General features: G+C 69.9%; 21 protein-coding genes. 18 read left to right on the top strand and 3 right to left on the bottom strand.

Translation table 11 applies throughout. From position 1 onward, the window contains the following. The first annotated feature begins 4 nt into the window (after positions 1-4). From QMO56_RS19100 to QMO56_RS19090, 3 genes are read left to right on the top strand one after another with little or no spacing between them, the layout of a single operon-like run. The gene (locus QMO56_RS19100; protein WP_283528369.1) at positions 5-514 is read left to right on the top strand and encodes a (2Fe-2S)-binding protein; all 510 of its coding nucleotides are present in this window, start codon (positions 5-7) and stop codon (positions 512-514) included. Further along, complete coding sequence (locus QMO56_RS19095) at positions 514-1,500, top strand: xanthine dehydrogenase family protein subunit M (RefSeq protein WP_283528367.1); 987 nt, start codon at positions 514-516, stop codon at positions 1,498-1,500. The genes QMO56_RS19100 and QMO56_RS19095 overlap by 1 nt, the downstream gene beginning before the upstream one ends. Then, complete coding sequence (locus tag QMO56_RS19090) at positions 1,497-3,695, top strand: xanthine dehydrogenase family protein molybdopterin-binding subunit (RefSeq protein ID WP_283528365.1); 2,199 nt, start codon at positions 1,497-1,499, stop codon at positions 3,693-3,695. Before QMO56_RS19095 ends, QMO56_RS19090 begins: the two co-directional genes overlap by 4 nt. A gap of 74 nt (positions 3,696-3,769) precedes the next feature. Here the strand turns inward: QMO56_RS19090 and QMO56_RS19085 are convergent, their stop codons facing one another. Both QMO56_RS19085 and QMO56_RS19080 read right to left on the bottom strand, forming a co-directional pair. Continuing rightward, a complete protein-coding gene (locus QMO56_RS19085) occupies positions 3,770-4,543 on the bottom strand; it encodes an SDR family NAD(P)-dependent oxidoreductase (protein WP_283528363.1) in 774 nt (257 codons plus the stop codon). 126 nt (positions 4,544-4,669) lie between these two features. Further along, positions 4,670-5,575: a LysR family transcriptional regulator gene (locus tag QMO56_RS19080; protein ID WP_283528361.1), complete on the bottom strand. Its 906-nt coding sequence runs from the start codon at positions 5,573-5,575 to the stop codon at positions 4,670-4,672. A gap of 127 nt (positions 5,576-5,702) precedes the next feature. Here QMO56_RS19080 and QMO56_RS19075 point away from each other — a divergent pair, with 127 nt between their 5' ends. From QMO56_RS19075 to QMO56_RS19015, 13 genes are all read left to right on the top strand, one after another. After that, positions 5,703-6,023 (top strand): antibiotic biosynthesis monooxygenase family protein, encoded by a 321-nt coding sequence (locus tag QMO56_RS19075; protein ID WP_283528359.1) that lies wholly within the window; start codon positions 5,703-5,705, stop codon positions 6,021-6,023. A gap of 304 nt (positions 6,024-6,327) precedes the next feature. Further along, positions 6,328-6,504 carry a hypothetical protein gene (locus QMO56_RS19070; protein ID WP_283528357.1) on the top strand — a complete coding sequence of 59 codons (177 nt, stop codon included), beginning with the start codon at positions 6,328-6,330 and terminating at the stop codon, positions 6,502-6,504. Then, on the top strand, positions 6,501-6,854 hold the full coding sequence (locus QMO56_RS19065) for a hypothetical protein (RefSeq protein WP_283528355.1): 354 nt from the start codon (positions 6,501-6,503) through the stop codon (positions 6,852-6,854). The genes QMO56_RS19070 and QMO56_RS19065 overlap by 4 nt, the downstream gene beginning before the upstream one ends. A 68-nt stretch (positions 6,855-6,922) precedes the next feature. Then, on the top strand, positions 6,923-7,378 hold the full coding sequence (locus tag QMO56_RS19060; RefSeq protein WP_283528353.1) for a hypothetical protein: 456 nt from the start codon (positions 6,923-6,925) through the stop codon (positions 7,376-7,378). Beyond that, positions 7,375-7,695, top strand: coding sequence for a hypothetical protein (locus tag QMO56_RS19055; protein WP_283528351.1), 321 nt, complete (start codon positions 7,375-7,377; stop codon positions 7,693-7,695). The genes QMO56_RS19060 and QMO56_RS19055 overlap by 4 nt, the downstream gene beginning before the upstream one ends. 78 nt (positions 7,696-7,773) lie before the next feature. After that, positions 7,774-8,109, top strand: a complete 336-nt coding sequence (locus QMO56_RS19050; RefSeq protein ID WP_283528349.1) for a hypothetical protein — start codon at positions 7,774-7,776, stop codon at positions 8,107-8,109. Positions 8,110-8,144: 35 nt separating this feature from the next. Then, positions 8,145-8,900 (top strand): XF1762 family protein, encoded by a 756-nt coding sequence (locus QMO56_RS19045; RefSeq protein ID WP_283528348.1) that lies wholly within the window; start codon positions 8,145-8,147, stop codon positions 8,898-8,900. Between the two features lie 162 nt (positions 8,901-9,062). Next, positions 9,063-11,144: a DNA cytosine methyltransferase gene (locus tag QMO56_RS19040; RefSeq protein ID WP_283528346.1), complete on the top strand. Its 2,082-nt coding sequence runs from the start codon at positions 9,063-9,065 to the stop codon at positions 11,142-11,144. 158 nt (positions 11,145-11,302) lie between these two features. Further along, positions 11,303-12,262 carry an ArdC family protein gene (locus tag QMO56_RS19035; RefSeq protein ID WP_283528344.1) on the top strand — a complete coding sequence of 320 codons (960 nt, stop codon included), beginning with the start codon at positions 11,303-11,305 and terminating at the stop codon, positions 12,260-12,262. After that, the gene (locus tag QMO56_RS19030) at positions 12,262-13,248 is read left to right on the top strand and encodes a phosphoadenosine phosphosulfate reductase family protein (protein WP_283528342.1); all 987 of its coding nucleotides are present in this window, start codon (positions 12,262-12,264) and stop codon (positions 13,246-13,248) included. Before QMO56_RS19035 ends, QMO56_RS19030 begins: the two co-directional genes overlap by 1 nt. Further along, positions 13,245-14,216 carry a hypothetical protein gene (locus tag QMO56_RS19025; protein WP_283528340.1) on the top strand — a complete coding sequence of 324 codons (972 nt, stop codon included), beginning with the start codon at positions 13,245-13,247 and terminating at the stop codon, positions 14,214-14,216. Before QMO56_RS19030 ends, QMO56_RS19025 begins: the two co-directional genes overlap by 4 nt. A 225-nt stretch (positions 14,217-14,441) precedes the next feature. Then, the gene (locus QMO56_RS19020) at positions 14,442-14,741 is read left to right on the top strand and encodes a hypothetical protein (RefSeq protein ID WP_283528338.1); all 300 of its coding nucleotides are present in this window, start codon (positions 14,442-14,444) and stop codon (positions 14,739-14,741) included. A gap of 182 nt (positions 14,742-14,923) precedes the next feature. After that, positions 14,924-20,005 carry a DEAD/DEAH box helicase family protein gene (locus tag QMO56_RS19015; RefSeq protein WP_283528336.1) on the top strand — a complete coding sequence of 1,694 codons (5,082 nt, stop codon included), beginning with the start codon at positions 14,924-14,926 and terminating at the stop codon, positions 20,003-20,005. 133 nt (positions 20,006-20,138) lie between these two features. Here the strand turns inward: QMO56_RS19015 and QMO56_RS19010 are convergent, their stop codons facing one another. Continuing rightward, on the bottom strand, positions 20,139-20,339 hold the full coding sequence (locus tag QMO56_RS19010) for a hypothetical protein (protein WP_283528335.1): 201 nt from the start codon (positions 20,337-20,339) through the stop codon (positions 20,139-20,141). Positions 20,340-20,462: 123 nt separating this feature from the next. Here QMO56_RS19010 and QMO56_RS19005 point away from each other — a divergent pair, with 123 nt between their 5' ends. After that, positions 20,463-20,972 (top strand): hypothetical protein, encoded by a 510-nt coding sequence (locus QMO56_RS19005; protein WP_283528333.1) that lies wholly within the window; start codon positions 20,463-20,465, stop codon positions 20,970-20,972. Next, positions 20,969-21,487, top strand: coding sequence for a hypothetical protein (locus tag QMO56_RS19000; protein WP_283528331.1), 519 nt, complete (start codon positions 20,969-20,971; stop codon positions 21,485-21,487). The genes QMO56_RS19005 and QMO56_RS19000 overlap by 4 nt, the downstream gene beginning before the upstream one ends. Positions 21,488-21,677 lie beyond the last annotated feature (190 nt).

The raw sequence follows: 21,677 nt of genomic DNA, 5'->3' as shown, positions 1-21,677 counted from the left end.
AATCATGTGTCCAGAAGAGACGCGGTTCTCGGCCCGCTGCCTCGTGCGCCTGACGGTGAACGGCCAGTCGCACGAGCTGGAGGTCGAGCCGCGGGTGACCCTGCTCGATCTGCTGCGCGAGCGTCTACAACTCACCGGCGCCAAGAAGGGCTGCAACCGGGGCGAATGCGGCGCCTGCACAGTCCTCCTGGACGGCCGGCGGGTGAACGCCTGCCTCGTCCTCGCCGCCTCCGCCGAGGGGTGTGCGGTCACGACCGTGGAGGGCCTGGCGCAGGACGGGCGGCTGCACCCGGTCCAGCAGGCCTTCATCGAGCACGACGCCTTCCAGTGCGGTTTCTGCACCTCGGGCCAGATTATGTCGGCGCTCGCCTGCATCACGGAAGGCCATACGGGCTCGAACGCGGAGATCCGTGAGTGGATGAGCGGCAATTTGTGCCGCTGCGCCGCCTATCCGCAGATCGCCGAGGCCGTGGCGGCCGCGGCCCGGGACATGTCGGCATCGGAGGCGGCCTGATGCAGGATTTCAGCTACGCCCGCGCCACCTCGCGCGCCGAGGCGCTGGCCCTCGCGGCCGAGGGCGACACGGCGATCCTGGCGGGCGGCACCGAGCTTCTGAACTGGCTGCGGATCGGCATCGCCGCGCCAGGACGGGTTGTCGATATCAGCCGCACGCCCGGCATGGATGGTGTCGAGGCGCTGCCCGGCGGCGGCGCGCGGATCGGAGCTCTGACCAGGCTGAACGACGCCGCGCAGCACCCGTTGATCCAGCACTCCTACCCCGTGCTGTCGCAGGCCATCCTGAAATCGGCCTCCGCCCAGCTCCGGAACCTGGCGACCATCGGCGGCAATCCGCTTCAGCGGGTGCGCTGCCCCTATTTCCGGGCCGAGGAGCCGACGCCCTGCAACAAGCGCGCACCCGGGTCCGGCTGCGCCGCCCTGCACGGGTTCAACGAAAAGCACGCGATCTTCGGCTGGACCGAGGACTGCGTGGCCGTGCAGCCCTCCGATCCGGCTGCGGCGCTGGCGGCGCTGGACGCGGTCTATGTGACCGAGCGCCGTGACGCGGACGGTCGGCGCATCCCGGCGCGCAGCTTCCATGTCCTGCCGTCCGAGGACCCGACCGCCCACACTGTGCTGGAGCCGGGCGAGCTTATCGTGTCCATCGAAATCGCGGAGCCTGCGACGCGATCCGCCTATCTGAAGCTGCGCGAGCGCGAGAGCTACGAATATGCGACGGTGTCCGCCGCGGTGGTGCTCGACCTCGATGGGGAGGTCATCCGCCGCGCCCGCATCGCGCTCGGCTCGGTCGCCATGCGGCCCTGGCGGCTGGACGAGGCGGAGCGGCGGCTCCAAGGCCAGCGCCTGGGCGGGCCGGAGGTGGAGGCCGCGGTGGACGCCGGCTTCGCCGAGGCCCGGCCGCTCTCGTCCAATGCCTACAAGATCCGGCTCGCGCGCAATGCCGTGCTCCGTACCCTGAACCTCGCAACGAGGGCGTCATGAAGACCTCAGGAGACCCGATCACCCGCCTCGATGGCCCGGCCAAGACGACGGGCGCCGCCCGCTACGCCGGCGACCAGGCTCTGCCAGGGCAGCTCCATGCCGTGCTGGTCCCCTCGACCATTCCGGCCGGCCGCGTCACGGGGATCGACGCCCGTGCGGCGCTCGCGACACCAGGGGTGGTCAGGGTGCTGACCGCCTCGGACATGACCAGGGTGCATCCGGACCTGGACAAGATCACCTGTCCGCCGCTCGCCACCCGCTTCCTGCCCATGCAAGGCGATCAGGTCCTCTATGAGGGCCAGCCCGTGGCCATCGTGCTGGCCGAGCGGCTGGAGCCGGCCGAGGCCGCCGCGGCGGCCATCCGGGTCTGCTACCAGCGCGACGCGTTCACGCCACCTGAGACCGCGCCGGCCGAGCCGCCCGACCCGGCCAAGGGGGACTATTCCAAATCGAGCGCGGTGACGTTCCAGAAGGGCGATGCGGCCGCGGCAATCGCGGCCGCGCCGGTCAGGCTCGCTGCCCGCTACACCCAGCCCTCGCGCCATGCCAACCCCATGGAGCCCTCCGCCATCCTGGCGGCCTGGGAAGGCGACCGGCTGACGGTCTACGACGCCGTCCAGCACCTGCCGGCGGTCCAGGGCGCCCTCGCCGCCGTCTTTGGGCTGGGCGCGGACAAGGTGCGCGTGGTCTCTCCGCACACCGGCGGCGGCTTCGGTGCCAAGGCCTTCATCTGGCCCCATGAGATCCTGACGGCCATGGCGGCCAGGGTGGTGGGTCGTCCGGTCAAGCTGGCGCTCAGCCGCCAGCACATGCACGCCATGGTCGGGCCCCAGCCGCAGATGACCCATGACCTCGAGCTCGGCGCGCGGCCCGATGGCCGGCTGGCGGGGCTGACCCACGCGACAGCCAACATCACCAGCGTGACCGACGACTATGTGGAGTTCGGCGCGATCCCGAGCCGCGCCTTCTACGCCTGCGACAACATCACGACCGACCACCGCGTGCGGCGCGGTCACGTCACCCTGCCGACCTTCATGCGCTCGCCCTGGGACGGGCCGGGCTCCTGGGCGCTGGGCTCGGCGATGGACGAGCTGGCCCGGCGGCTCGGCGTCGATCCGCTCGATCTGCGCCTGGCGAACCATGCCGACACCGATCCGGAGAGCGGCCAGCCCTGGTCGTCCAAGAAGCTGCGCGAGGCCTATGAGGAGGGTGCGCGCCGGTTCGGATGGCGCGAGCGCCCGCGCGGCGGGACCCGCGACGGCCACTGGCGGATCGGCTGCGGCATGGCGGATTGCAGCCAGGGACAGGCGCGCTTCCATTCCACCGCCCGGGTGAGGCTGGCGGCGGAGGGGGCGGCGGTCGTGGAATCCAGCTTCTGCGACATCGGGACGGGTCCCGCCACGGTCTTCGCGCAGGTCGCCGCCGAGGCGCTGGGGCTCGATCCCCGGCAGGTGACGGTGCGCTCGGGCGACACTGACCTGCCCTATTCGGGGCCGACCTATGGCTCGGGCACGACCCTCAGCACCGGGGCCGCGGTGCAGCGGGCGGCCGAGCGCGTGCGGGGGCGGCTGGCCGCGCTCGCCGGCTGGGCGCCCGAGGAGACGACGATGCGCGAAGGGCGGATCACGCGGGCGAACGAGAGCCGGACGATCCAGGAGGTGCTGGGCGCGGCCGGCCTTCCCGAGCTGAGCTCGGACGGCGCTTTCGACCTGCCCGGCGGCGCACCCGTCGATATGGGAGAGGCCGGGGCGCCGGCCCGCACCTTCGGCGCGATCTTCGTGGAGGTCGGGGTGGACCCGGAGCTGGGGCTTCTCCGGCTTCGCCGCGCCGTGGGCGCCTACAGTGCCGGGCGGATCCTGAACCCCCGCACCGCCCGATCCCAGATGATCGGCGGCATCATCTGGGGCTGGGGCATGGCGGCCATGGAGGCGAGCCACTACGAGCCGAAGCTCGGCCGCTGGCTGTCGAAGGACCTTGCCGGCGTGGCCATTCCCGTGAACGCCGACATCCCGCCCGAGATCGAGGTGGCATTCGTCGAGGAGTTCGACGCCAGGTCCGGCCCGCTCGGCGCCAAGGGGATCGGCGAACTCGGCGCGACCGGGGTCGCGGCGGCTGTGGCCAATGCCGTCTATGACGCCATCGGGATCCGGGTGCGCGACCTGCCGATCACCCCGGACAAGCTGCTGGCGGCCTGAAGTCCGGCGCAGGGAGAAGGAGCGCGCGGCCGTGAGGCCGGCGCTCCCCTTCCGCCGCCAGACCCGATATCGCATTAGGACGGCAAGGCGATGCCCGACAGACGCTCGCAGGCCTCGATCAGCCGGTCCTGCAGACCCGCATCATGGACCTGCGGGTTCGGCGTGCGCGGCCGCATGTGATAGAAATACTGGCCTGAGACCTTGGCGGCCGGATCGTCGCCGACCGCCAGCCAAGCCTGGGTTCGATGGGCCTGGTCCATGTCGTCGGGCGCACCCGGGCCGCCCATCCGGGTCGGCACCCAACCCGGTTCCAGCGCATTGGACAGCACGCCGGGCCAGCGCCGGGCGACGGCGAACGCCAGAAGCACGTCATGGAGCTTGCTCTCCGCATAGGCTTCCGCGCCGTCCCAGTGCCGCGTCTCCCAGAGCAGATCGTCGAAATTGGCCTCGGTGCTGCGATGCATGCCGGAGCTCAGATAGACGAGCCGCGCCGGCCGCTGCATCAGGGCCGTCAGCACGTACGGGGCCAGCGTGTTGATCGCGAATACATGGAGCAGGCCGTCTTCGGTCTCGATCCGCCGACGTTCGCGATAGCCGACCCCGGCGTTGTGGATCACGGCGTCGAAGGGCCCGAGCCGGTTCGCCTGCTCGGCCACGGCACGCGCTCCGGCGAGGCTCGACAGGTCGCCGACGGCCACCGCCTCGGCCTGGGGCAAGGCCCTGCGCGTGCCGTCCGCGCGCGCGGCATCGCGGGCATGCAGGACGACCTGGTGGCCCTCCTCGGCGAGCAGGCGGCCCGCCATCAGGCCGAGCCCGGTAGAAGACCCCGTGATGAACACCTTCGACATCGCTCGTCTCGTCCTCGATTGGATTGACCTTGCACGCTCGAAGCCCGGCTTGAGCGCCGGCGGGAAGGATGTGGCCGAGGTGGCGCGGGCGGAATTGCGCTTTGGTCACTTCATCTGTGACACCGTTCAAGGGCGCCGGGTGATCTCGACGCAGAAGTCGATGAAGGCCTTGACCTTGGCCGGCGTGTGCTGCCGGGACGGGTGGACGGCGTAAAGGGGGAAGGTCTCGTCCGACCAGTCCGGAAAGAGCTCCACCAGGCGGCCCTCCTCCAGCAGGTCCCGCACGCCGAGGGCCATGACCTGGGCAACGCCGGCGTCGGAAAGGCAGGCGCCCAGCATGGTCCCCACATCGGTCACGAGCAGCGGACCGCGTGTCCGGACGGGAACGACGTCGCCGCGGCGGTGGAATTCCCATTCGAACGGCCGCCCGGCGAGGGGGTCGCGAAACTGGATGCAGGCGTGGCGCTCGAGGTCGGGCGGCGCCTGGGGCCGCCCGTTCCGCTCCAGGTACCCAGGTGAGGCGACCGTCAGGATCCGGGTCTCCAACAGTCGCCGGGCCACCATCGAGGAGGCCGGCTGGGGCCCGAACCGGACGGCCACGTCGATGCCGTCCGCGACGAGGTCGCCCATGATCTCCCGTGTCATCACCTCCACATCCAGGTCGGGATAGCGGCGGAGGAACTCGCTGAGGCAGGGCGCCAGGACCAGGCGAGAGAAGAACGGATCGACGTTGACGCGCAGGCGGCCCCGCACGGTCGCCAAGGAGCCGGAGGCCAGCACCGCCGCCTCCTCGATGCCATCCAGGTGGGGAGCGACCTGTTCATAGAACCGGGCGCCTTCGTCGGTCAGCCGAAGCGTGCGTGTGGTCCGGTCCAGCAGGCGGACCCCGATACGGGCTTCGAGCCGCGCGACGGCGCGGCTGACCCCCGACGGGGAAAGGCCCAGGGCTTCGGCCGCCCTGGCGAAACTGCCGCTCTCCACCACCGCGGCCAGCACGCTCACGCCCGAGAGCAATCGTCCGTCGAACGGCATATCAATCCTGCATCCTGGCCAGCGAACGCGTCATGCCGGGCACTTACGGGAGGGTCGGTTCTGGATAGCCCGCCAGGGTCAATCTAGCTTTTGTGCCTGGAGCGCAACTCCCTGAAAGAAGGCACAAATGGCGGACAAGATCGTTCTGGTCGTGCGGATTCGCACGAAATCGGGCAGGAAGGCCGAACTCGTCGAACATCTTACAAACCTGGTTCGGACGATGAGCCGCGAGACAAACTTCATCAACGCGGTGATCCACGACGATGTCGAGCAGTCTGATGACGTGGTGGTTTACGAGACTTGGCGCGGCACGCGCGAGAGCTGGCTGAAGGAGGAGTATTCTCGTCCCTATCGGCAACCCTACGAGCAGATCCTGGCCGACCTCACGGAAGGGCGTTCTGTCGCCTGGCTGACGCCCGTCGCTGTCTATCCGAGCGAGGCCGGGTAATCGGCGTACCTTCGCCAATCGATTACGGCGACCGAGCATCGGTAAGGAGAGCGGCGAGGGTTCCGGAGAGGGCCCGGCACGATCTGCAGGTCTCCAGACAGGATTGCCGGGAAGTGTAGGCGAGATGACGGGCGGGGAAGCCGTGCCGCTCTCGCCCGGTCCGGTTCAAGGGCAAGGGCTTCGCCCGCGCAGGACACCCATCGCGCAAACGCGATGGGACCCGTCCGCGCGCCCTTGAGCCGGCCAGGCCGGATCGGCCGCCGGGTGGGGTCTCGAGGAGAGACCTCACAGAAGGACGGCGACGATGAGCAAGCAGAAGCGAGGCAGCTACACGCTGCGAGATCTCAAGGCAGACCTGGGCGCGGTCGCCGGGCTGCTGGCCTTCCTGGCGATCATGGCAAGCGCCGCGGTGCTGCCCGGTCTGCTGACGGACCGCGACAGCACCGTCCCCCTCCATTCGGTGCGGGAGGCGCACCGGTGAACCTCCGCGACCTTTACCCCGAGATCGAGGGCGACCTCACCATCACGCCGAGCAGCGGCGCCGACGGCGAGGGCTTCGCCCTCAGCCGCACCGACTGGAGCGAGCCGGTGCTGGTCGCCGTCGTCCCGGACGGCGCCGGCTACGGGATCGGCGAGGCCGAGGGCCACGCCCGCCTGCTGGCCCGGTCCCCCACCATGCTGCGCCTCCTGAGCGAGGCACTGTCCATCTTTGGGGAGGAGTTCGAGGGGGACGAGGAGGTCCCTGGGGCCGATCTGGTCGAGCGCTTCGCCATCTGGCGGGCGCGCGCCAAGGCCAAGCTTTCGGCCCCGATCACGCCCGTTCGCGGCTGACCCGACCCACGACCTGCCTTGACCGGGAGCCCGCCTCGCGCGGGCTTTCGTGCATCTGGAGAACCACCATGGCCAACTATTTTACCCTGTTCTCCTGCCACTTGCCGCTCGGCAAAGCCGAGAACATCGAGCCTGCGCTCGCGATCTACCGCGTGATGCAGGATCAGAAGGACCAGCAGGGCGAGACCCTGGGCTTCGACGCAGACCATCATCCGGATCTCTCACCCGACGGGGTCTTCCTGGGCGCAGACGGCTCCGGTGACCCCGAGCACGTCATTGACTTCGTGCTCCGCTGCGCCGAGGCCTTCGATCTTCAGGGCCTCTGGGGCTTCCGTTGGGCACTGACCTGCTCGCGGGGCCGTCTCGACGGCTTTGGGGGCGGCGCCCACCTCCTCGACCTCGGCCGCCGTGAGACGGTCGGCTGGCTCGACACCGAGCACTGGCTGCAGAGCCGGATCGCCGCAGCCCCGGAGCGGCTACCGACCGTGTCGCACGCCGGGCACCGTGAGGGAGCGCGCCGGTGATCCGCTCCTTCCTCGACCTGTCCAGCGGTCATCTCTCACCGGAGACCTGGACCTGGCTCGACGCCCAGACCACGGACGAGGTGGTGCGCAGCCTCGGCCCGAGTGCCCAGGTCGTGCTGGCCGGCGGCATGCGCTACGGCTGGTTCATCTACGCCGACGAGGAGCCCGGGGAGGCGATCCCCGCCGATCTCGCCGCGGTGTTCCGCCTCGCGCGGCAGCGTGGCTGCGAATACGTCCTCTTCGACTGCGATGCGGTCCCGATGGAGGACCTGCCCATCCTGCATCCGGACTTCGCCGAGCCCGCCACAACGGCCTGACCTCCGCCTCCTTCCCGAATGCCCAACCTGCCGTTGGCAGCAGACGCTGCCGCATGCGTGCGGCTGAAAGGACGATCCATGGCTATCTGCCCGAACGAACATATGCACCTGCTGCTGCAGGCGCTGAAGGACCAGGACCGGGAGGTGTTCAACATCACGCTTGCGGAGCTGCTGCTCTGGCTGCAGGTGCCGGGCAATCCGATGCCGAACATCCGCATGGCAGTCGTCACCGCGAGCGCGATGGACACCGCGGAGGAGACCCTGCGCGAAAAGGCGCAGGCGCTCCGCGCGGTGATGGGCCATGAGCCAAGCCTGTCGCGGCAGCTGGAGGGCGAGGCGGCCGAGCACGAGCAGGTCGCCGACGCTCTGCGGTCGCTCAGCAATGACACCGACTTCATCGTGGTGCAGCCGTGACCCGGCCGGCCTGCCTTTGGTGCGGCCAGCCGGAGGTGCTGGAGATCGCGGAAATCTGGAGCAGCCATGAATTCATGATGGAGACCTGCTGTTCCGCGCGCCATGAGCAGCTGGTGGCCGAAATGGCCGACGATCCCGATTGGGCAACCGGCTTGCTGCGCCACCTCGGCGCCGAGGAGCTGACCGGCTTCCGTCTGCGCCGGCTCTACGACAACCAATGCAGTCCGCCCGTATTGGACTTCCGTCTCACTGTCGAGCCGGTGCAGTTCGCAACGATGCAGGCCTTCGTGCGCGACCACCACGCACACTGCCCGCCGCCGGTGACCTGGCGCTTCGGCGCAGCGATCTTCAACGGCCGGACGCAGATCGGCGTCGTCTCGGTCGGCAATCCCGTCGCCCGCGCCTACATGCATCGCGGCTGGGTCGAGGTGAACCGCCTGTGCATCCGGCGCGACACCGCGCCGCAGCTCCGCTGGTGCGCGTGTTCGCAGCTCTACGGCTACGCGGCGCGCGAAGCCGAGCGGCGCGGCTTCAGCAAGATCATCACCTACATCCGTGAGGACGAGGAAGGCACCAGCCTCAGAGCTGCGGGTTGGCAATGCGAAGGCCCTGCGGGCGGCCGCAGCTGGAACAGCGGCGCGCGGCGGCGCAACACCAACAACGCTTTCGTGCCCAAGCTGCGCTGGTCACGGCTTCTCAAACCGAAGCCAATGCGGAGCTCCGCGACGCAGACACCGCTTCGTAAGACCATGCGCCATCGCTCGGCATCGGCGTGGCTGCAGGCTGCCTGAAGCGGGGAAAGCAAGCGGGAAGGGGTGAGGAGGGGAGACGCCTGACACCCCAGGCCCGCCGCCGCAAGGGCGAGGGCTCCGCCCGCGCTGCGCGCGCCCTTGCCCCGGCAGTCCCGGGGCGTCCGCGGGGGAGGGGTTCAGAAACCCTCGAAAGAGACCCCGATGCAGACGCACTCGCTCACCGACCGCCGCGAGATCCGGCACTTCCACCTGTTCGCCGGGTTGGGCGGCGGCGCCAGGGGCTTCAACGCCGGCAGCGCACGCGTCGGCAACATGGTCGCGCAGTTCCGCTGCCTCGGCGGGATCGACGTGGACCCGGGCGCGATGCGCGATTTCGAGCGCCTGGCCGGCGTCAAGGGCACCGTGCTCGACCTGTTCGACCGCGAGCAGTATCGCGCGTTCCACGGGTGCGAGCCGCCGCGCGACTGGCGCGAGGCGACCACGGCCGACATCCACGCCGCGGCTGGCCATGAGCGGCCGCACATCGTCTTCCTGTCCGCGCCCTGCAAAGGCTTCAGCGGCCTGCTGTCCGAGAGCAAGTCGCAGAGCGCCAAGTACCAGGCGCTGAACCGGCTGACGCTGCGCGGCATCTGGCTGACGCTGGAGGCATTTGCATCCGACCTGCCCGAGCTCATCATCTTCGAGAACGTGCCCCGCATCCAGACACGCGGGCGGCAGTTGCTCGACCGCATCTGCGGTCTGCTGCGCAGCTACGGTTACGAGGTGGCCGAGACGACGCACGATTGCGGCCGGTTGGGAGGACTCGCGCAGTCACGCAAGCGCTTCCTGCTGGTCGCGCGGCACCGCGAGAAGGTGCCGCCCTTTCTGTACGAGCCGCCGCACCGGCCACTGCGCTCGGTCGGCGACGTGCTCGGCCGCATGCCGCTGCCAGGCTCCGGCCTGGGCGGGCCGATGCACCGCATCCCCAGCCTGCGCTGGCAGACCTGGGTGCGGCTCGCCTTCGTCGAGGCCGGCAGCGACTGGCGCTCGCTCGCCAAGCTGGCGATCGAGGACGGGCACCTGCGCGACTTCGCGCTCGTGCCGGACGACTGGCGGGCCAGTGTGCTCGGCGTGCGGCCCTGGGACGAGCCCTGCGGCACCGTGGCCGGGCGCAGCTCGCCCACCAACGGCGCCTATTCGGTTGCCGACCCGCGGTTCTTTTCCTCGGAGAAGTGGAAGGACGGGCAGCAGTATGGGGTGAAAGGCTGGGGCGACACCGCGCACTGCATCGCTGGCTCGCAGGCGCCGGGGCAGGGCGCCTATGCCGTGGCGGACCCACGCCATGGCGGCGAGGCCAAGTTCAACAACTGCTATCGGGTGGTGCGCTGGCGCGACGTGTCGCCGACCGTCACGGGCGGCACTGGCCCGAGCGCGGGCGGCCTCGCCGTGGCCGATCCGCGCACCGCCTATGGGGAGAACACCCACAGCACCGTGCTGCGCGTCACCTCCTGGGCTGAGCGGAGCGGCACGGTGACCGGGGCGCACCACCCCTCGGGCGGTGCCATGGTGGTGGCCGACCCGCGTGCGACCTCTGCCTATGGCGGCCATGGCAAGTACCGCGTGACCGGCTGGGAGGATCAGTCCGGGACGGTCATCAGTGCCTCAGGCACCGGCAACGGCGCCTTCGCGGTGGCTGACCCGCGTCCGGAGGAGCGCCGCTCCGGCGCGCTCGGGGTCATCCCCTGGACGGAGCGGGCCGGCACTGTGGCCGGCGAGAGCCTGCCCAGCAATGGCGCGTTCGCCGTCGCCGACCCACGCCCCGGCATGGAGCGCGCACCGGGCGACAACTACTACGGCGCCGGCCACTACGGCGTGGTGCCCTGGGGCGCCTCGACCGGCGCCGTATCCTCGGCGGCCGGCTATGACAATGGCCGTTGGAGTGTCGCTGATCCCCGGCTGCCGGACACTACGGACCGGGTGGTGGCCCGGATCCGCAGCCTGGACGGCACCTGGCACCGGCCGTTCTCGACCCTTGAGCTCGCCGCCCTGCAGAGCCTGGTCGACCCCGAGGAGTACCTCGAGCTTGACGGCCTGTCCGATGCCGACTGGCGCGAACGGATCGGCAATGCCGTGCCGCCCGACGCCGCGGCTGCCATCGCGAGCACGATGGGCACCACCCTCCTGCTCGCCTGGAGCGGCGAGAGCTTCATGCTGTCCAACACGCCCATCTGGGTGCGCAACGTTGCGGTCGCGCTCTCGGTGAAGTCGCCCGACTGGTCGGGCGGCGAAAGCGCGGCAGGGTGAGAGGGAAAGCGGCAGAGATGAGGTGAGAGGGGATCGGCTACCGCCGCCATCCTCGCGCGGCAAGGTAAGGCCTGCGGCCCGCGCTGCGCGCGCCCTTGCCCCGCGAGGCCAGGCGTCGGTGGCCGAGGAGGTGTTCCGAAAGAGGAAAGGGAACACCGATGATGAGGCACCGCAGCGGCAAGCCGTTCACCGACCGTCGCGACCACTACCAGGAGGTGACGGATCGCATCGTCGCCGCGCTGGAAGCTGGCACCCGTCCCTGGCAGCAGCCGTGGAAGAACGGCGCACCAGGCATGCCGGTCAACGCCACGACCGGCCGTCGCTACCATGGGATCAACACACTGATCCTCGCGATGACCAGCTTCGCGCTCGGCGGCGATCCCCGCTTCTGCTCCTACAAGCAGGCGTCCGATCGTGGGTGGCAGGTCCGCAAGGGCGAGCGCGGCACGACAGTGTTCTTCTTCAAGCGCATGCTGGTGGAGGACCGCAACGCTGCTCCGGACGCCGAGGATCGCACCAAGGCGATCCCGATGTTGCGCGCGTACACGGTATTCAACGGATCGCAGATCGAGGGCATTCCGGCCTATGTGCGGCCCGATACGGCCGAGACGCCATGGCGCCGTCCCGAGGCGGCTGACATCATCCTCGCCAACAGCAAGGCCGTGGTGCGGTTCGGCGGTGACCGCGCATTCTACAGCCCAAGCCTCGACTTCATCCAGTTGCCGGATCCCGCGGCTTTCAACAGCGCCGAGGACTTCGCCGCCACGGCGCTGCATGAGGCCGCGCACTGGTCAGGTGCGAGCCATCGCTTGAACCGTGACCTGTCAGGACGCTTCGGCTCGGCAGCTTACGCGCAGGAAGAACTGCGCGCGGAACTCGCATCGGTGTTCATCGGCGGGACGCTCGGTCTGCCGTGCGACATCCCAAACCACGCGAGCTATGTCGCGAGCTGGGCCAGGAAGCTGAAGGAGGACAAGCGCGAGATCTTCCGCGCCGCCGCCGACGCGCAGCGCATCGCCGATTACCTGCTCGCCTTCCATCCCGACTACGCCGAGGCCGAGGATACCGCCGACGGCGAGGAGAGCGCCGCGTCCAGCGACGTGGCGGAGGCCGCGTGATGCGCGACACCGATCCGCCACTGCCGCTCTCGGCCTACGACCACATCCTTGTCGCCCTATCGGGCGGCAAGGACAGCGTGGCCTGCCTGCTCACCCTGCTGGAGGCAGGCGCCGATCCGGCCCGCATCGAGCTGCACCACCATGAGGTGGACGGGCGTGGTCCGTCCTTCATGGACTGGCCCAGCAGCGCGCCCTACTGCCAGGCGCTCGCGGACAGCTTCGGCCTGCCGATCTACTTCTCCTGGCGCGAAGGCGGATTCCTGCGTGAGATGCTGCGCCAGGACGCGGCCACGGCGCCGATCGTGTTCGAGACGCCGCACGGTCTGGAGACACGGGGCGGCGACGGCCCGCGCAACACCCGGCTGCGCTTTCCCCAGGTCTCGACCGACCTGTCCGTCCGTTGGTGCTCGGCCGCGCTCAAGATCGGCGTGATGGACACGCTGATCCGGGCGCAGGAGCGCTTCCTCGGCACCCGCACCCTGGTCGTGACTGGCGAGCGTGCGGAGGAAAGCCCGACGCGGGCCCGCTACGCCGTCGCCGAGCGGCACCGCACCGACACCCGTGACGGCACGCGGCGACGGCGCTACGTCGATCACTGGCGCCCTGTGCATGCGTGGTCCGAGGGGATGGTCTGGGACATCCTGGCCCGGCACGGCGTGGTGCCCGCCATTCCTTATCAGCTCGGCTTCGGCCGCCTGAGCTGCATGACGTGCATCTTCGGCACGCCCTCGCTCTGCGCGACGATCCGCCATATCGAGCGGGCCTGGTTCGAGCGCAATGCCGGCTACGAACAGCAGTTCGGCTGCACCATCCAGCGCGCCCGCTCCGTGCGCGACCTCGCCGATCGCGGCACTCCCTATCCGGCTGCCCTGGCTCAACCCGGCCTCGTGGCAAAGGCGGTCGCGCCGCGCTGGCTCGGGCCGATCCGCACGGCCCGCTGGCAGATGCCGGCTGGCGCCTTCGGCGAGGCGGCGGGGCCGGCATGAGCGCGGCTATGGACTGGGACGATCTGCCGGACGTGCTGCCGGAGTCCGCGCCGCATCCTCTCGACGGCCAAGAGGAGCGCTCGCGCCTGCGCCTCGCGCTGCGCGACGGGCGGGTGATCGAGGGTGCCTACAACCCGATTGCGGGCCAGCACTTCCTCCACTGCACTGGCCCGGGCCTGCCCCTGATAGGGCAAGTGGAAGGACCACTTCGGGCGGACGAGATCGCGACCGTCGAGGTGGTGATGACCCGGGGCGAGATCCGGGAACGCGCCCGCGAACTGCTGCAGGGGCCGCGCGTGCCCGGCCGCGAGCCGGTGACACGCGACGACTTCGAGCACCGCCTGCGGACCCTCGCCCGTGCCGTGGCCGCAGTGCCGGAGGCCGAGTGGCAGATGCAGATCCGGCTCAAGCGGCAGTTCGACGCCTGCGCCGAGCGGATCAGCCTCGCGCCCGGCAAGCGCACCTGGATGCTGGCCGAGGCCAGGTGGGCGCGGCGTTCCAACGCACCGCCCACCATGGCCGACCTGTGGGTCGAGCCGGTCGCCTCTGCCTCCTGTTTCGCCCGGCCCCGGCCGCAGGCCTTCGACCCCGACCCGGCGGTACGGCGCCGACGGGTGCCGCTGCCGCCCGAGGTGCGGGCCGACCCGTTCTCGGTGCCCAACATGCTGGGCGCGCTGGTCGGGGCGGGGCTCAAAGCCCGCATCACCCGGCTCGGCGATCCCCCCTACCAACGCGGTCACATCCAGGTGGAGATGCCGGTCAAAGGTCGTGCTCACTTCCTGCTCCAGGGTGCGCTCGGTGAGGACGGCCGGATGCGGTGGCTCAGCCTCTGGGGCGGCAACGACAGCAAGGCCGGGCAGAAGCGCTATCGCAAGGCCATCGCCACCCCCGCTTATGGAGCCATGGTCCGCATTCTCCGCGAGGGCCGACGTCTCATCCAGACAGATCTCTTCCTGAGGCCAGCCTGATGGAATCTGGACAGCATCAAGAAGGAAGCTGGACGGAGAAAGGTTTTGGCATCGCCGCTGTCCCGGCACCGCTGCGCTCCATCGCCGCCGTCGCAACCCAGCCCGGCTAGGCCGCAGCCCTGACGGGCCGCGTCCCGCACCGGGCAGGGCCGCTCGCCGGCAATGGTGCCGGGCCACCCGCGCCGCCTGCGGAGGAGGGGTCAGGGAACAGCAGAGGAGAGCCCGATGACCACAGCAGTGATGATGCGGCCGTCAGCAGAGTCCACCCCGTTCGATGAGGCCGCGGCCCGGCGGGAGGGCTGGGTGATTTCAGGCTGCGGGGTCGATGACGGCGGACGCCGCCGGATCGAGCTGCAGCGCCTCGACGATCCCCAGCCTGGTGAGGGCACCTTCCCCGATGACCTGGACGCCTGGCGGCACGTCGCCGCGCGCGCCCGGCAGGGTTCGCCCCTGCACCGGCAGGCGCTGGCCCTGGTCGATCCGATCGAGCGGGCGCTGATCGAGCGACACGCCGGCCGGCCGTAGCGGCCCCGGGTCGCCACCCCGCGCCGCCCGCCAGAGTCCACACCCCCGCCTGAGCGCGCGCCGGGTCCGTGAGACCCGGCGTGCCTCCGCACGCCCTCCATCCATCCGCGCCATTCGCTCTCGGTCCCCCGTCTGCCCCGGCAGTCGGGCGCCGGGTGCTGCGCGCTGCGCACGAGGTTTCCATGGCCAAGGCCCGCTCCAGCCTGTTGCAGTTCTCGCTCTTCGACAGCACCGCACTGTCTGCTCCGCCCGGCAGCCCGAGCTCGCTGCGCGACCGCGTGCCGGTGCCGGAGGACGACACCCCCGTCCTGGCGCCCGCGCCCAGCAAGCCGGTCGCCCGCAACTACCGCCTGACGGGCGACCGAGCGCTCGCCCCGACCTGGAAAGGCCGCGCCGCCGACAATCTCGCCGCCATCCGGCTGCTGCAGGAGATCGAGGCCGAGGACCGGCCGGCAACGGCCGAAGAGCAGGCCCGGCTGGCAAGGTTCACCGGCTTCGGGGCCTCGGAACTGGCCAACACGCTGTTCCGCCGGGCGGGCGAGGCGTTCCGTGCCGGCTGGGAGGAGATGGGGACCGAGCTGGAGCAGCTGGTGACACCGGCCGAGCTCGCCGGCCTCGCCCGGGCGACGCAGTACGCCCACTACACGCCCGAGTTCATGGTGCGGGCGATCTGGCAGGCGCTGACCCGCATGGGTTTCGCCGGCGGCTCGGTCCTCGAGCCCGGCTGCGGCACGGGCCTGTTCCTATCGCTCCTCCCGGACGCCCTGGCGAGCAAGACCAGCCTGACCGGCATCGAGGCGGACCCGGTCACCGCCCGCATCGCCCAGCGCCTGTTTCCGGATGCCTGGATCCGGGCCGAGGACTTCACCAAGGCCCGGCTCGCCGAGAGCTTCGACCTGGCGATCGGCAACCCGCCGTTCTCCGACCGCACCGTGCGGGCCGACGATCCGAGCGGCAAGCTGGGCCTCAGCCTCCACGACTACTTCATCGCGCGCTCGGTCGAGCGCCTGAAGCCGGGCGGCGTGGCGGCGTTCGTAACCTCGCGCTGGACCATGGACAAGACGTCCTCCGTGGCGCGCGAGCACATCGGCGCCATGGCGGACCTGATCGGCGCGGTGCGACTGCCGCAGGGCGCGATGCTGGCCGCCGCCGGCACCGAGGTCGTGGTGGACATCCTGTTCCTGCAGAAGCGCCGCCCCGGCCAGGAGCCAGGAGGCGCCGCATGGGAGGGTATGAGCGAGGTGGTCCCCGCCGAGGACGGCGAGGACGCGCTCGCCGTGAACCGGTACTTCGCCGAGCACCCCGAGATGGTGCTGGGCGAGCACGCCCGGACCAGCAGCCCCTTCGGCCCGACCTATACCTGCCGTGCCCGCGGCGGCGTGGATACCGAGGCCGCGCTCGGCCGCGCGCTGGAGGTGGTCAGCACGGCGGCCCGCATCCCTGTCAGTGAGTCGGCTGCCGCGCCGAGGGCCAAGGCGCCCCGCATCGTGGTGGGCACCGCCGCCGAGGGCGCGACCACCAAGGAGGGGAGCTACGTCCTGCTCGGCGGCGAGCTGATGCAGGTCATCGACGGCCAGCCTGTGCCGGTCGCCGTCAAGTCGGCCACGAACAAGGAGGGCATCTTTGCCAAGCACGCCCGGATCATCCGCGGCCTGATCCCGATCCGCGACGCGGTGCGGGCGGTGCTGCGGGCGCAGGAGGCCAACGAGCCCTGGGGTCAGGCGCAGATCCGCCTCCGGGCCGCCTACCAGAGCTTCGTCCGGCAGTTCGGGCCCATCAACCAGGCCCGGATCACCACCCGCACGGATGAGGAAACGGGCGAGGTGAGCGAGACGGTGCGGCGGCCGAACCTCGCGCCCTTCCTCGACGACCCCGATTGCTGGCTTGTCGCCTCGATCGAGGACTACGACGAGGACGCCGACACGGCCAAGCAGGGCCCGATCTTCACCCAGCGGGTGATCCATCCGCCTGTCGAGCCAGTCATCACCTCGGCCGCCGACGCGCTCGCCGTCACCCTGCATGAGGTTGGCCATGTCGATCCCGACCGCATCGCGGAGCTGATCGGCCGCTCGCGCGAGGAGACCCTGGCCGAGCTGGGCGACGCGGTGTTCCTGAACCCGGCCCTCACCACGGAGGGGATCGAGGTCTGGGAGACGGCGGACGCCTACCTGTCCGGCTCGGTCCGCACCAAGCTCGTCGTCGCCGAGGCCGCCGCGGCCGTGGATCCGCGCTACGGACGCAACGTCCCGGCGCTGCGGGCCGTGCAGCCGGAGGACCTGAAGCCCTCCGACATCACCGCCCGGCTCGGCGCTCCCTGGATGCCGGCCGATGTGGTGGAGGCTTTCGTCGCCGAGCAGATGGGCATCACGGTGCAGATCCGGCACACCGTCGAGATCGCCTCCTGGTCGTTCAACGTCCATGCCTTCGACGGGCACGCTGCCGCCACCTCCGAATGGGGCACCGAGCGGCGGCACGCGGGCTATCTGCTGGACGACGCGCTGAATGCCGCCATCCCGCAGATCTACGACACCTGGATGGAGGACGGGAAGGAGCGCCGGGAGATCAACCCGGCCGAGACCGAGGCAGCCAAGGAGAAGCTGGCCAGGATCAAGTCGGCCTTCGAGCGCTGGGTGTGGCAGGATGCCGACCGCGCCGACCGGCTCGCGCGCATCTACAACGACCGCTTCAACAACCTCGTCCCGCGCGCCTTCGACGGGCGCCACCTGCAGCTGCCGGGTGCGTCCAGCATCATCTCGATGCGCGAACACCAGAAGCGGGTGATCTGGCGCATCATCAGCACGGGCTCGACCTACATCGCCCACGCGGTCGGCGCCGGGAAGACCTTCAGCATGGCCGCGGCGATCATGGAGCAACGCCGGCTCGGGCTCATCACCAAGGCGATGATGGTAGTGCCGGGCCACTGCCTGGCCCAGGCCAGCCGCGAGTTCCTGCTGCTCTACCCGAATGCCCGGATCCTGGTCGCGGACGAGACCAACTTCGTGAAGGAGAAGCGCCAGCGCTTCCTGGCCCGCGCCGCGACGGGCAACTGGGACTGCATCATCATCACGCACTCGGCCTTCAAGTTCATCCCGGCGCCGGCGCAGTTCGAGAAGGGGCTGATCGACGCGCAGATCCAGAGCTACGTCGACCTGCTGGAGAAGGTGGACGCCGACGATCGCATCACCCGCAAGCGGCTGGAGCGGCTGAAGGAGCGCATGGAGGCAAAGCTGGAGGCGCTCGCCACCCGCAAGGACGACATGCTCACCATCGGCGAGATCGGCGTCGATCAGCTGGTGGTCGATGAGGCGCAGGAGTTCAGGAAGCTCAGCTTCGCGACCAACATGGCGAGCCTCAAGGGCATCAGCCCGGATGGCTCGCAGCGCGCCTGGGACCTCTACGCCAAGTCCCGCTACATCGCGCAGACCCAGCCCTTCCGGAACCTGATCCTCGCCTCCGGCACACCGATCACCAACACGATGGGCGAGATGTTCAGCCTGCAGCGCTTCATGCAGCCCGACGCCCTGGCCGAGCGGGGCCTGCACGAGTTCGACGCCTGGGCGAGCACCTTCGGCGACACCGTGACCGAGCTGGAGCTGCAGCCCTCGGGCAACTACCAGCCGGTGACGCGCTTCGCCAACTTCGTCAACGTGGCCGACCTGATCGCCATGTTCCGCTCGGTCGCGGACGTGGTGAGCAAGACCGACCTGCGCGGTTACGCCAAACTGCCGGCGATCCGCACCGGCAAGCGGCAAATCCTGACCTCGCCCGCGAGCCCGACCTTCAAGGCCTACCAGAAGATCCTGGCCAAGCGGATCGACGCGATCAAGGAGCGCAAGGGCAAGCCCAACAAGGGCGACGACATCCTGCTCTCGGTCATCACCGATGGCCGACATGCCGCGATCGACCTGCGCTTCGTGCTGCCGGGCAACGACAATGAGCCGGAGAACAAGCTCAACAACCTGGTCCGCAATGTCCACCGCATCTGGCGGGAGACGCGCGACAACACCTACCGCAACCCGCTGACCGGCGAGACCTACCCTGTCACCGGGGCGGCGCAGATGATCTTCTCCGACCTCGGCACGGAGAACGCCGCGGCGACGCGGGGCTTCTCGGCCTATGAGTGGATCCGCTCGGAGCTGATCCGCCTCGGCGTGCCGGCGTCCGAGATCGCCTTCATGCAGCACTACAAGAAGGCCGCGGCCAAGCAGGGGCTGTTCAACGACGTGAACAGTGGCCGGGTGCGCATCCTGCTCGGCTCGACCCAGACCATGGGCACGGGCGTGAACGCGCAGCAGCGCCTGGCCGCACTCCACCACCTCGACGTGCCCTGGCTGCCGTCCGACATCGAGCAGCGCGAGGGCCGGATCGAGCGGCAGGGCAACCAGAACGAGGAGATCGACATCTACGCCTATGCCACGCTCGGCAGCGTGGACGCGACCAACTGGCAGCTGCTGGAGCGCAAGGCCCGGTTCATCGAGGCGGCGCTGGGCGGCGACCGCTCGATCCGCCGGCTGGAGGACGTGGCGGACAGCGCGAGCCAGTTCGCTCTGGCCAAGGCGCTGGCCTCGGGCGACCAGCGTCTGATGCAGAAGGCGGGGCTGGAGGCCGAGCTGGCCCGGCTGGAGCGGCTGCAGTCGGCCCATTTCGACGACCAGCACGCGATCCGCCGGCAGATTCATGCCGCCCGGAGCACCATCGCCCGTGCCAGCACCCGTATCGGCCAGATCGAACACGACATCGCGGCGCGGGTCTCGACCCGGGGCGACGCCTTCCGGCTCACGGCCGGCGAAAAGGTGTTCGATGACCGCAAGGTGGCCGGCGGCTCGCTGCTCAGCCGCATCCGGCTCACCGAGCGGGCGCGGCAGGAGGGGCAATGGACTCTGGGCACCCTCGGCGGCTTCGAGATCAAGATGGAGGGTAAGAGCCGGTTCAGGGGCGAGAGCTACGACCTGGAGGTCTGGATCGAGCGCACCGGCACCGAGCAGGCGGTCCGGCTCGACGGCGATCTGACGCCGATGGGGCTGATCTCCCGGCTGGAATATGCCCTCGACCGGTTCGAGGTGGAACTGGCCGAGGAGCGGCGAGCCCTGGCGGAGGCCGAGGCGCGGCTGCCCGGCTACGAGCGTCGGCTGGGCGAGCCCTTCGCCCTGGAGGCGGAGCTGGAGGCCAAGGCCGCCGAGCTCAAGGCGCTCGAGGCCGATCTCGCCGCGAACGACAACCGGGACAGCGACCCGCAGGAGCCTGCCGCCGAGTCGGCGGCCTGAGCCCGGGTAAAAGAAAAGGCGGCGCCCGAAGGTGCCGCCTGAGTTTAGGGAGGAAACGTCCAAGAAAGACGGCACCGGCAAGGCCGGATCGCCATCGAAGCAATTATGCCGCATCGCACCCGGAACGAGCTAGTCAAATTGTGCAACGCAGCATTTCGGCCATTTCGGGTGTGGAGGGCCGGCAGGATGTCAGCGTCGCACTCGGTCCCGCGACCGCGTGCCCCAGGATGATCGCCGCATCCCGGTCATAGCCGGGCCGCTCGGCGGCCACGGCTGCCCAGAGTGTCAGCACCGGCGCCCGGTTCACCCTGATCTCGTCCTTCGCCTCCGCCATGCGCTGCCTCCGCTCTGTCCTGACCCAACCGGGCACGGCGAGGGGAGATGCGCGGCCGGGGCGTCTCCCCTTTCGGCACCCGGCCGGACCGGTGCCCCGCGGACCCTGGGGCAGGAGCCCAGCATGAAGATCGAGCTGCGCAAGATCGATTACAGCGCGTCGCTGAGCGAGGAGACCAACGCCTTCAGCGCCGAGGTGTGGATCGACGGCAAGAAGGAGGGCCATGCTCAGAACCACGGCACGGGCGGCCCGACCGACGTACATCCGAACACGCTGCGCGCTCGCCTGGACGAGTACGGCAAGACGCTGCCGAAGGTGGACATTGGCGCATCCCTTGGTGGCGAGCCCCACCTGATCGTCCAGGACGCGGAGTGGATCGTCGGCCAGTTGCTCGATGACTGGATCCTGTTGCGCGACCTCCGCAAGCGGCTGAAGAAGCGCGTGCTCTACGTCGAGCTGGGCCAACACGGGATCATGCAGACCAAGGTGCTGCCGCCCGAGAAAATCGCGCAGATCCTCGGCTCAGCCGAGATCAAGGCGAAATGGCGCGTCGAGACCTGGCTCAACAGCCTACCGGAAGAGGAAGCGCTGAAGCTGTTCCGGAAGCACACAGGGGCGGAGCGCGTGTCGTGAGCCCCGCCCTCGCTGCCTTCCAGCTGCCGCTGCTCACCGCCGGACAGTTTACCGCGACGAAGTTCGACAGTGCCGCAGCGAAGGCCGATTTCGGCAACCAGCTGCTCGCCTTCATCGCGGAGGACTTTCCGCGCAAGCGCTTCACGCTGAAGTTCTACCGTGTGCTGTGCCAGCATTTCGGCATGATCGCGCATTACGATCAGCATGGGTTCTGGGCCGAGTTCTTCACCAGTGCCGCCGACAAGCTGCGCTTCCTGGAGCAGATCAGCACTCACCCGTGCCGGGGCGATCCCGCCTTCACCTTCTCCGACCTGGAGCGCGCCGTGGTGGCGCGCGTCCGCAACGCGGGCCTCGTTGCCCGGCTCCGCGACGCTCTTGCCCGCGAGACCGAGGCCGCGGAGCGCACCCTGCTGAACCGCCTGCAGGCACGCTACCAGCCCGACAAGGTGCCTGTCGCCGAGCTGCCGCGCCCGCGTCCGGCGGATTGGGCCTCCGACCAGCCATCGCTGTTCTGATCGTCCCTTACGCGCCCAGGTGCCGGAAACCCCTCCGAGGAACCAGCCGAGAGGAAGAGAAGACCGAAGGTCGGAGCGGTTGGCATCGCCGCTGTCCCGGCACCGCTGCGCTCCATCGCCGCCGTCGCAACCCAGCCCGGCTAGGCCGCAGCCCTATGGGCCGCGTCCCGCACCGGGCAGGGCCGCTCGC

It is taken from the genome of Roseomonas sp. E05, from assembly GCF_030063475.1.
In the GTDB taxonomy this organism is placed as follows: domain Bacteria; phylum Pseudomonadota; class Alphaproteobacteria; order Acetobacterales; family Acetobacteraceae; genus Pseudoroseomonas.
This window is presented reverse-complemented; position numbering and strand designations above follow the sequence as displayed.